This window comes from Corynebacterium mustelae (assembly GCF_001020985.1).
Lineage (GTDB): Bacteria > Actinomycetota > Actinomycetes > Mycobacteriales > Mycobacteriaceae > Corynebacterium > Corynebacterium mustelae.
The window spans coordinates 78,308-89,965 of the sequence record NZ_CP011542.1; the positions used below are offsets into that span (position 1 = coordinate 78,308).

The 11,658-nt window shown below is 50.1% G+C and carries 7 protein-coding genes; all 7 read left to right on the top strand.

Annotated elements, in window-relative coordinates; translation table 11 throughout:
* Positions 1–7 precede the first annotated feature (7 nt).
* Positions 8–991, top strand: coding sequence for a siderophore-interacting protein (locus tag CMUST_RS00380; RefSeq protein WP_047260857.1), 984 nt, complete (start codon positions 8–10; stop codon positions 989–991).
* A gap of 99 nt (positions 992–1,090) precedes the next feature.
* The gene (gene amn, locus CMUST_RS00385; protein ID WP_047260858.1) at positions 1,091–2,542 is read left to right on the top strand and encodes an AMP nucleosidase; all 1,452 of its coding nucleotides are present in this window, start codon (positions 1,091–1,093) and stop codon (positions 2,540–2,542) included.
* Positions 2,543–2,554: 12 nt separating this feature from the next.
* Complete coding sequence (locus tag CMUST_RS00390) at positions 2,555–4,033, top strand: hypothetical protein (RefSeq protein WP_052844449.1); 1,479 nt, start codon at positions 2,555–2,557, stop codon at positions 4,031–4,033.
* A 1,091-nt stretch (positions 4,034–5,124) separates the two neighbouring features.
* Positions 5,125–6,738: a SpaH/EbpB family LPXTG-anchored major pilin gene (locus tag CMUST_RS00400; protein WP_047260860.1), complete on the top strand. Its 1,614-nt coding sequence runs from the start codon at positions 5,125–5,127 to the stop codon at positions 6,736–6,738.
* A gap of 51 nt (positions 6,739–6,789) precedes the next feature.
* Positions 6,790–7,665 carry a class C sortase gene (locus CMUST_RS00405; RefSeq protein WP_236690132.1) on the top strand — a complete coding sequence of 292 codons (876 nt, stop codon included), beginning with the start codon at positions 6,790–6,792 and terminating at the stop codon, positions 7,663–7,665.
* 65 nt (positions 7,666–7,730) lie between these two features.
* Complete coding sequence (locus CMUST_RS00410) at positions 7,731–8,531, top strand: LPXTG cell wall anchor domain-containing protein (RefSeq protein WP_144414080.1); 801 nt, start codon at positions 7,731–7,733, stop codon at positions 8,529–8,531.
* A 7-nt stretch (positions 8,532–8,538) separates the two neighbouring features.
* Entirely contained in the window at positions 8,539–11,601 is a 3,063-nt protein-coding gene (locus CMUST_RS00415; protein ID WP_047260863.1) for a SpaA isopeptide-forming pilin-related protein, read from the top strand.
* Positions 11,602–11,658 lie beyond the last annotated feature (57 nt).

Sequence of the window (11,658 nt, forward strand, 5' to 3'; positions counted from 1 at the left end):
TTTCTACATGTATCAACCGATGCGGGCACAGGTTTCGCAGACTATCCGGCTAAGCCCCAATTTTGTACGGATATACTTCAACGGCCCAGAATTAGCCACACTCGATACCACTATGCCGATCTTCGACCGACGGATCAAAGTGCTATTTCCCAACTCCCGTGGCGAAATCCCAGAATTCCATCCACTTGATAGTTGGTACCAGCAATGGCAAGAACTGCCAGAATCGCTTCAACCTCCCATGCGATCCTATTCAATCCGCGATATTCAACAAGGGGAAACTGGCGTTGAACTCGTAATTGATTTCGTGCTTCATTCTAAACCTGGAGCGCAAGGACCTGCGGGTAGTTGGGCTGAGGCAGCACAAGTCGGTGACACCGTGGTTATTGTCGGACCAACATCTCCCGCTGAGCCAGAAGCTATAGGTGAACCGCGGCCAGGGATCGAATTTCAGCCCGCGATCGCCTCGGAAATCGTGTTAGTGGGAGATGAAACTGCACTGCCAGCTATCGGCCGCATCCTTGAAGACCTCAGTGCCCAAGATGACACCGTGTCCAATGTGGCGGGGATGGTGTTTATTGAAGTCCCCGAAAAAGCAGACTACCAGGAATTACGGTGCCCACCAGGGTTTAGCGTTCAGTGGTTTCATCGGGAGAACCACCAGGAACCCGGTGCACAACTCATACAAGCAATAACTACCTTTTTGGGCAATAATGTGGGTATTCAAAAATCACAAACGCCCTCGACTGCCGACAAATCGCAATCCACCACACTGGATGGTGTAACGGAGCTTGTGTGGGAGACCCCGACCTATTCCGCCGCCGGGTACGACATTACAGACGAGGTACAGTCCCCTGGGCGTCGATACTTTTGGATTGCGGGCGAAAGCGGAGCGGTGACGAAAATTCGGCGGATACTTGTACGCGACTTCCACATTCCACGCAGCGATGTTGCCTTCATGGGGTACTGGAAAATTGGAAGAGCCATGGGATAACTAACCTGAGTGTGAGTTGCGCTCCATGCTGATTGTTTCGATCACCAGTACACTTTTTAATTAACGGTCACGACTCTGGTCAGAGGAGTTCACTAACTTATGAATTCACCACACGCCACTGGGACCTTGCGTACTGGATTAACGCCAGCGCAGGCCGTCGAAAAGCTCGAACATCACTACGGTGCAGCGGTGGCGACTGCGCGCCGGGTATTGGAGACTGGAATATCCAATGGTGATTTTTCTGATTACGCCGATGTGACGTATCCAAAACTTACAGTGCGGGTTAATTCATGGCACCCGGTGGATCGCACGGAACCTTTCGGCTATGTTGATGATGCAGGATTGTATTCGGCGGTTATCTCTAAACCTACGCTGTTATCAGCGTATTTGATAGAGCAATTGTCTCGGCTGAACAAAAACTACGATTGCACCATTTTTGTTTCTGATTCTGGGATCCGAATCCCGCCGGAATACATTGATGGGTTGGCAACAACAGCTACCCAGTTGACCGGTGCCCGCCGATCGCCAGAGATCCCCCGTCCCAGCCTTGACGACGTGGATGATGCCATCATTGACGGCGATTGGGATGCGTTTCACCAAGACGAAAAACCGCTTTTCCACTTCACCCCCCAACGCTTTGACATAGCGTGCGCACGGATTGAACACTACACCGGGATAGCAGTAGATACCGTGCAAAAGTTCATTCTGTTCACAAACTATGACATGCACACTCGGGAATTTCTGCGCTTCGGATTGGCGGAATTACGTAATCCCCATTCCCGGTATCGGGCGTTGGTGCTAGCTGATGGCACCGAAATCACGGCGGAAACTATCGATATGGTTGACGTTGATCAATTGGTAGGCGCAGTTAAGTATCAAATGCCACGGTTTGATCTGGTGGCTGCCGACAATTACGGAATCACCATGATAAATATCGGGGTGGGTCCGTCAAATGCCAAGACAATTACTGACTGCTTGGCGGTTTTACGGCCAGAAGCGTGGGTGATGATCGGTCACTGTGCTGGGTTGGACGGACGTATGCGGATGGGGGATCTGATCTTAGGCAATGCATATCAGCGCAGCGACCACCTGTTAGATGGACATATTCCGATAAATCTGCCAATCCCAGCGGTTCCAGAAGTACAGCGCGCTTTAGAAGCAAGCGTGACCGAAATCTATGGGTCTGACCTATCACTGATGCGCACTGGCACCGTCATTTCCACCGATGACCGCAATTGGGAGTGGCATACCCCCAAAGCATTGTGGGAATGGTTGCGTGGTTCCACCGCAGTTGGTTGCGATATGGAATCGGCTACGTTGGCGGGAAATGGCTACCGATATCGGATACCATATGGCACGTTGTTGAGCGTGTCTGACCTGCCATTACATGCGGTTCCAAAATTACCAGCTGCTGCTCAGACTTTCTATTCCAATTCTAAGGAAGCACATGTGATGTGTGCGGTACGGGCTGTGGAACATCTTGCAGAAACGCCGGAACGATTGCGGACGAGGAAATTGCGCCGTACCGTGGCGGAAGTACCGTTTAGATAGGATATTGCAATTATGGGTTTTGGAACTAGGAAGTTTTGGGTGTTTGTAGCGTCGATAGGCGTCACTATGGCACTGAGTGCCTGTAGCGCCGACCAAGGCGGGAAAACTCCGGCTGCTGCGGATAATGCCTCCGCGGCGCAACAGGAGACGCCGCCGCCTTCGCTTGTCGACGACGACACTGGGCGCGGCTTATTACAGCAATTATCTGGAGAAGATTCAGTCGACGTCGTTATCGGGGATGATAACGACGTGCGGTTCCAAGAACACGCACGCAAAGCTGTCCAGTTGAAGGCAGCGCTAGTTACACCTACAGATGGTGCTGGTGCGACAACAATGGCAGATGAAATGAAAAAGGATTATTCAGTCATTGCAACGGAAAAACTTGATGATGTTCAGTTAGAAAATCCCACGGAACAAGCGGTGACACCTGCAAACCTCTTGCACGGATACAAACCAACCATTAACGATACGGTGGTGGTTCTAGGCAAAGATGCCTCATTGGCCAATGTTGTCACCGCTATGGCTCACGGAGTTCGCATTGAGTTGCTGCCAGTTTCCGATGTGCGGGCGAGCGCTTCTGTGATGAAGCAGGTGGCGGAGCCGAAAAACCTAACAATTATCGCCGCTGGTAGTGATTTTGGTGGTAGCGCTGGCCTGGAAAAACAGTTATCTCTAGCTAAAGCAGGACCGGTTCCTGGTGGCGAGACCGGATTGGTATTTCCCGGTAGAAGAATGGTCGCCCTATACGGGCACCCAAGCGGACCCGCGTTGGGTGCAATGGGGGAGCAGAATCCAGAAGAAGCAGTGCATAGAGTAGAAGACTTGGTGCGCCAATACCAGGAGGCAAGTCTGGACAAAGATAATGGTTACGTCCCCGCCTTCGAAATTATTGCCACAGTGGCATCAAGCTCTGCGGGTGATGATGGCGATTATTCAAATGAATCCAAGGTTGAGGACCTGAAGCCATATGTTGATGCAATTGGTGCTGCTGGTGGTTACGCAATCTTAGATCTTCAACCTGGGCATGCCAGCTTCCTAGATCAAGCCAAGCGGTATCAAGAACTACTAGAGCTGCCCCATGTGGGATTGGCTCTCGATCCAGAATGGAAAATTAAACCCGACGAGCGGCCACTGGCACGGGTAGGAAACACCACCAGTGCCGAGATCGACGAGGTTTCTGACTGGCTTGCCCAGTTAGTACGAGAAAAGAACTTGCCACAGAAAATTCTGATCCTGCATCAATTCCAAGTGGCGATGATTGAGGGCCGGGAAAACATGAACGTCAACCACCCGGAATTGGCATTCGTTCTGCATGCTGATGGGCATGGTACCCCAGAGCAAAAGTTTGATACGTGGAATACGCTGCGTGAGGGATTGCAACCTGAAATCTTCTTGGCCTGGAAGAACTTCATAGATGAGGACACTCCGATGTTTGATCCAGTGCAGACAACTCAGATTGATCCACAGCCGTGGTTTGTTAGCTACCAATAAGGCTTGCGTGCAAGAGATTCTTATTAGCGGTTAAGTGATCGAGTAGAAAGTAGACTTTCGTCTACTAATAGTTACCCCCAGCGATATTTGCACAAAAATACCCCCAGTTTTCTCGTTGCTTCACCTGTTGTGCCCCTTATTCTCATAACTATAAATCGGTTTTGTGCTACCGCTTGGGTGCATTGATGGTCATGTGTTAGTGGCAAGTAGTTAGTCAAATTATGACCATCGATCCGAGAAGGCTATGCAAAAGTGGTTGCCTCAACAACGGGTTAAGCCTTTTCTTTATACAAACGTTTTCCTGAATAAAACTGTGTTTTACAGCCATGATTGTTAATTAGTTGTAGGTGGAATGCAACTAATTATTGGTGCTAGAGGTGGTGTTGATGGCGGGAATCTGGGCGTGTGGCTGGCTTGGGTTTGGGTGTTTGATGGCCGGACGGCGATCAATGTAGTGTCGGTGGTTCACCCCCGAAATGGGGTAAATTATTTTGCCGAAAATTTCGTACATTATTTTCTTGAAAAATGCAAAAATTTTAAGCGGGGGTAATGAGTTGCAGGCGTGGGGTGGCTAGGAAAAGATCCTGGCAGTTTTCGCTTGGAGAGGGTGAGTTATGCATGGATTAATAAAACGAAAAATTCCTGTTATAAACATAATTCCGCTGCTAGATACGTTTTTCCAGGGTGTGAAATTTCACCCTGTAGCACTTTTGTTGACGGGACACCTTCCGTAGGGGGTAAAAATACCCACAATATATATCTATGTAAAGAAAATGCTGTTCTAAAAATGAAATAATTCTTAAAATTTTTCAGGTCAGTCTTTTTGAAACCTGATTTAAGTGGGGATAGTTTTTAGTTAGTCATGTGCCCCACGGTCTAACCACAGAATGAAATGGCGAAATACCAATGGTAAAGCCATCAATTCTGCGTGCCCAACCCCGCTATTTACTGGTTCCGCAACCATTAACAACGCAGGGAGCAACCGCCAGCGCATCGCTCTCATGAGCGGTAACCCACTGCTTATGAGCTTTGACCCAATCCTCTCAGGTTGGGGTCTCAACTTAAGATTCAATAGCAGAAAGGATTTTCGCATGCGCACGTCCCGGAAGATGCGGGCTGTAGCACACTCTGCGATTCTAGCAATTGCGTTATCTGCTGGCTCCGCAGCAATCGGTCCAGTTTTTGCTTCACCAGCAATGGCTACCCAAGTACTACCTGGAGTAATCAATTTTGCTAAAACGGACAGCAGCCTGACTATCCACAAGCGTGAAGGTGTAGCAGGTGAAACGCGTGACAATGGTTTAGTCAATAACAACCCAGGTGGAAAACCACTACAGGGTGTTACCTACCAGGTTGCGCTGGTTAAGCCTATTACCAATGCGGCACAGTTCAGCGAAGCTGCGAAACTGCGGTATCCGAAGGATAAAGCAGCCATCGACCAAGCTGTGGCTAATGAAAATAAAAAAGTCACCCAAGTGACTGGCCCTACCGGAGAAGCGAATTTCCAAAACCTGAAATTAGGGCTTTACCTAGTAACCGAAACTAATGCGCCAGCTGATGTCCACCGGGCGCAGCCGTTTCTGGTTATGTTGCCAATGACAAGCCCGGACAACAATAATGCGTGGAACTACAATCTGCATGTCTATCCAAAGAACCAACGGCAGCCAAAGCCCGTTAAGGAAGTAATCGACGCTGAAGTCAATGCTGGGCATAAACTGACCTACACCATTTCCAATGTGCTTCCCGATCTGCCCACCAGCGCAGGCGGTGGCTATCAATCACTCATCATCTGGGATGATATTGATGAAACCCAGCTGTCGGTGGTCGCAGATGATGTCACCGTTGCCGTGGCAGGTACCACTAAAGCGCTGGCCAAAGGCGTAGATTACCGGGTAGATGTTGACGCTCGGTATAGCCCACCATCAGGTTCTGCCGGTTGGCAAAACGGCCAGAAAGTAGTTCGGATTGAGTTCGACCAAATAGGACTTAGCAAACTCACTGAGGCGTATCGGGCAGCACCGGGGCAGGCGAAAGTAGTGGCAACGATCAAAGCCACGGCAAAAGCAACCCGCACCCCATTGGTGGAAAATGAGGCAGTCGTTTATGTCGACAACGGCGCTGGCGGTGGTTTCGGTGCGATTCCTACTCCAGGTGCTGGGGTGAACAACCCAACCCAACCACCAGTCGGTACTAAGACTGACAAAGTAACCACCATCTTCGGCAACGTTAAGGTAATCAAGCACGAAGCTGGCAAAGAAAACATCAAGATCCCAGATACTACCTTTGAGCTTTATCGTTGTACCGGAAGCGCGGAATCTCCGGTGCTAGCTGGCAATAAATTGACTGTAGGCGGTAAAACCAGCTGGACTACTCAAGGCAGCCAAGGTGAAGTAGAGATTCAAGGTCTGCACGTCACCGACTTTGAAAACGGAGCCCCGGTTTCAAGCCCCAGCAAGAAGTACTGCCTGGTGGAAACAAAGGCCAATGCCAAGTATGAATTATCGCCACAACCTATTCAGTTCGACCTGAGGTCTGAGCAAGTACGCACGAAAATGACCCAGGATCTCAAGGTTCCAAACTTACTGAAGACCACCCCTAACCTGCCACTTACTGGTGGTGCAGGCGTAACCCTGTTGGGCCTGTTGGGCCTGGCAATCATCGGTATTGGTGCCTGGTTCGCTCGGCGCAACACCGTAACGGCATAGTCCAGTAACCAGAAAAGAAATCCAAAGAAAGCGTAACCAATGCACACGATAATGACATCTCCGAAAGCTCAGCCAAGTGCTTTTCGACGAATAGTGTTGCCAGCACTCGTTATTATCGTGGGCATTGCGGTTTTGGTTTACCCCGTTGCCGCCACCCAATGGAATAATTACAAGCAACTGCGCGTTGCTGAGCAATACTCCACACTAGAGCGCGATAAAGATCCAATTGTGCTCAATGAAATGGTAGCGGCAGCGCACGAATACAATCAGAATCGCGCCACCGGCCCTATCCTTGACCCGTGGTTAGCACGCATTACCCCAGATAACACGGATTACCAAGAGTACCTCCATCAACTTGATGCCTTTGATGTGATGGCACGGTTGGTAATCCCCAGCGTGAATATCGACCTGCCAGTCTTTCACGGAACCACCGAGGAGGTGCTGCATAAAGGGGTGGGTCATCTATTCGGCTCCGATCTGCCAATCGGCGGCGAATCAACCCACAGTGTGCTTACCGGTCATACTGGGTTATCAGTAGCAACGCTATTTGATAACCTGGCCGACGTTAAAATCGGCGATGCCATTTACGTGGCGGTAGCGGGGCAGCGGTTGAAATATGAAATCCACGACATGCAGGTGGTCCTGCCAGACCAAACGGATTCATTGAACAAACAAGAGGGCAAAGATTTACTTACCCTCATAACCTGCACACCATACGGAGTTAACAGTCACCGCATATTGGTCACCGCACATCAAGTGCCCATGAATGCCGCTGACGAACACGCCTTGAATGGTTCTGGCATGAATATCCAATGGTGGATGTGGCTATTTGGTCTCAGCGCGGTCTGTGCCGCCGCACTGTTATTGTCCTGGATCATGGTCATGGTCCGTCGATCACGTCCGAAAATCAATGGAGAGCAGCCATGAACGGGTGGCTATTGACACATAAAAAGTCCACGCTGTTTACGGTAGGCATATCCATAGTTTGTGTCATGATTATTGCGGTATTCCAAACAAGTATTGCGCCGTTTGTGCAGGCAACCAATATTGTTACTGGCCCGGCTCGCCTGGATTGTACACATCAACCCAGTACCGCAATACTGCCAGAAGCGATTGATCTTAAGGTGCATCTTCCTAAAGAAAATCCCTATGACAGTCAAGCGCAGCGGAATCCTCGACCACTTGGTGGGTATGCGGTACGGATTCAACGATTTTCGGATGCCACTCTTACCGATATTGAAAAACTCCATAATAACTACAGCGTCACAACAGCACTTGCGGGACCTAGCAGTGTTTTCGAGGAAACGATTTCGACCGTGACCGATGCTGATGGGGTTGCACAAGCCACCGGACTGGTTCCTGGTTTGTATTTGCTATCAGTCGATGCCCCCGCTGGTATTGATGAAACCGACACTCGTGATATGCAGTCAGCGCACCTAGACGAAGCCAACGATAGACAGCACGTGCAACACATGCGTCGGATAGTAGATGTCGAACCACAGCTAGTTATCTTGCCAACCATCAGCGAGGAATGTTTATGGAACGATTCGGTGGAGGTTTTTGTCAAACCGAAAGTGATGGCTGCACCGTCGTCGATAAGCTTTCCAGACCCGTTGGGTGAAAATCCGGCCAATCTGGAAAGCCACCCGGTGCCCAGCATCTCGTCACCATCGTCTTTGGCCCGCACCGGTGCCAATTCTGCCATCGTCGTTGCCATTGGTCTCTTAGTTTCGATTGTGGGGATGGTTGTTCTATTTACTCGAAAACGCACAGATCCGAAGGACTGGAGGTAATCTGCCCATGCTATCTCGAATGCGGTTACGAAAAAGCGTGGCGATATTGGTTACAGCCCTGGTCTGTGGTGGTCTTGCCCCACTATCGGCGACTTCGATCGATGCACGTTCCGTGGAATCAGATGAGACTGCGCAGTTGTCTACCAAAACTCCTCCTTCTAACAGTGCGCACATGGAGACATCGTCAGCAACTGAAGCACAAGAACCGGAGCCGTTTGTAGACTCCACCTTGGCCAAGCAATCGGTGCCAGTGACCGAATATGAGCACGTTATAGCGCGGATTGAGCAACAAAAATGGGATATTCGAACGCGAGCAAATCTTCGGGGAAGTGTCGATACCATCGACGTGGCTTTTCCCTCGTTGGGGCAGGTTCTAAGCAATCACCAGCAACTGAAAGTGTGGCGGGTCAGCACACCTATGAACTCTGCACCTGAGTATCAGTTATTACGGCTGACTGCGGAAACTAATTTTGCTGATGGCTACATTGCGGTGGTGGGAGACAAACTTTCGATTGATTTTACACAGCCAATCACTCTGGCTGCGGATGCACATATCCGCATGCAGTATGAGAGTTCTTCAGTGCCGACAATCGATCCGAATACCGTTTCAATAACTGTTGCGGGAGAGATAACCTCGCTACCGGAACCTGGTGAGAAACAGCAAGAGTATAGCGACTCGGTGGAGCAGCATACAGGACTTTGTTTCTGGGATACGGCGAGTGTTAGTTGGGTACGGAAGCGGATAAATAGTCGTCTCGGGTACGAGGCGACCCATGTCGTGGATCAAGATGACAATGCACCCATGCGTAGGGATGCGCTATCGTTTCAGTTTAAAAATAGCCAGCACAGCGATATTTTCTATCAACCAGTTGTCCATATAGATGGAGCACCTTTAGAAGCCGAACAGGATTTTCGCCTCCGATATGAGGAAAACCAGCTCACTATCACCTTTTCCGACTCCCGTAAGATTCGTCCGGGGTCAACGATCAAGGTAGGTTTTATATTCCGAGGTGACACCACTGGCGGATACTCGCCTCGGGTGAGTAAACCAACAGTGGAAGTCCGAGTATGTGAACTAGACGATGATGAGGTATCAGATTCCTCTGCCATGGGCTTTCTACATACAACTGTTGTGCCAAATCCACCGGTGGTGCATCGATGCGGACAACGGGTAGGTGTGGTTTTTGATTTGTCTGCGTCAATCGGTGATGACGGTTTGGCAAAGTTCAAGGAGGCGGGACTCGGAATCATCAATGGGTTACGGGGCACCAGCACGGAACTTGGGATTTACAACTTTGCCTCTTATTCTCCTGCAATGCGCAGCGATACGACTGGTAGAACGTGGACCAATCCGCTGGACATGCAGAGTTCGGAGAATGTGGACAGACTTATCAACACAGTTAAAGCATTGGCGATCGACCGACAAGCCGGCGGCACTAACTGGGAAGCAGGTTTGGCGAATGTACTTAAGCAAAACCTCGACATTGTTTATTTCGTAACTGACGGACAACCCACTAATTACGTTGGCTGGGAAGAACAATGGGCTCAAGCGCCTGCACACTGGCTGGACAAACGGGATTACGACCGCCTGAACTGGAGACTGTTATACGAGCAGCGCGGTGATGCAGGTTATGTTACCCACGTAAGTGACATTAACCGTGCTGTCACCATCGCTAATGCTATTAAGGAACAAGGCACCCGAGTTGAGGCGGTATCGGTTGGGTTGCGTGGCAACCGGATCGGTGTGCTGCGCGACGAAGCCGCTTACCAACAAGATGGTGATTATTGGGAATATTATTATCCGCGAGCGCAGTGGGGAGAAGCCCGCTATGCATGGGGTGTGCCAGAGAAAAATCGGGGCTTCTGGGGAGCACACCCTGGAATTCCGAAACCAGAAAACGTGGAGGATATTTATGGAAGCACCGCTGATAACGTATATCGGAGCTACAGCGAGGCGATAGCGGGATGGACCACCGACGTTGACATGCTGCAATATATCTCCGGTGGGAAACGTGGCGAAGACTATCACGTGATTAAGGATTTTCAGGCTGTAACTGATGCCCTTGTTCGCCGGGTTTTGCAGGAGTGTCATAACAAGGTCATTGTCAAGAAAAAATTGACCGAATATATCTCTGGGACTGAAAACGTTAGTTATACCGGCGGTGAAAAAGTTGCAGGGTGGAATTTCGGCGCGCAGGTTGGTAATTCAGGAAATGTAAGACTGATTCACGAATCCGCAACGACCGATCTAGAAGGCGAAGCGGCTTTTGAATATCGCAGATCCAGTGCTGCGGACGGCGAGATTGTCATCACTGAAAATTTAGGATCACAACCAGATGTGGCATTAAAAAGTGTGGCTACTGGTCGCGATGGATCACCACAGTATGCGCGATGTACCAGAAACGGCAGGCAAGTTAAGGTTGGTGCTGTCCGGGATTCAACTAGTTCACAGCGTTTTAAGCAGAATGCGTTTAGCGTTGCGATCTCCACAACGGGAATGACCGAAACTGAAGCTTTCGGGCCGATTGTCTGTGAGGTGGAGAATATTAAAAACTCGCGTACCATCTCGGTAGCTATTCAAAAATTCGGATTAGACGGTAATAACTCAAGCCGTACCCACAAGGTAGCTGGTGCGCACTTCGAGTTATTTGTGGCGAACCCAAAGGGAAGCGGTTTTCGAATGGGGAATAAGCTACAGGATTTCACGCCAGTACCGGGTCAAGAAGGATTCCTCGCGTTGCCGACGGAAATTGCAGCAGGAACGTACTATCTGGTGGAGCAACGCGCGCCTGATGGTTACCATCTCCTACCAGCACCGGTACTATTTAGAATCGAGTCTCGCCCTGGTTCGTGGCCCAAAGGCACGATCGTGAATTCTGCTGACACGCCAGGAGTCGACGTCCACCACGGAAAAGGAAACCCCAAGCATAATGTGGTCTTTTATATAAATGACATCCAGCAAGGTGATTTGCCCTTAACTGGTGGCAGCGGGGTGCACATGTGGGCATTGTGTGCTGCGGCCTTATTTAGTACGGCACTAGCTATGGTGGTGCGCAACCGTAGGGCGTAACGGACGTTGCCGCTCCAAAAAACAGCTGACAATATATGAGCTGGGCGGGGCGGCACA

Excerpts from the sequence above, each read along its gene's own strand:
- CMUST_RS00415 (WP_047260863.1), top strand. The coding sequence starts at position 8,539 with ATGCTATCTCGAATGCGGTTACGAAAAAGCGTGGCGATATTGGTTACA.
- CMUST_RS00400 (WP_047260860.1), top strand. The coding sequence starts at position 5,125 with ATGCGCACGTCCCGGAAGATGCGGGCTGTAGCACACTCTGCGATTCTA.
- CMUST_RS00380 (WP_047260857.1), top strand. The coding sequence starts at position 8 with ATGTATCAACCGATGCGGGCACAGGTTTCGCAGACTATCCGGCTAAGC.
- CMUST_RS00410 (WP_144414080.1), top strand. The coding sequence starts at position 7,731 with ATGATTATTGCGGTATTCCAAACAAGTATTGCGCCGTTTGTGCAGGCA.
- CMUST_RS00405 (WP_236690132.1), top strand. The coding sequence starts at position 6,790 with ATGACATCTCCGAAAGCTCAGCCAAGTGCTTTTCGACGAATAGTGTTG.
- amn (WP_047260858.1), top strand. The coding sequence starts at position 1,091 with ATGAATTCACCACACGCCACTGGGACCTTGCGTACTGGATTAACGCCA.
- CMUST_RS00390 (WP_052844449.1), top strand. The coding sequence starts at position 2,555 with ATGGGTTTTGGAACTAGGAAGTTTTGGGTGTTTGTAGCGTCGATAGGC.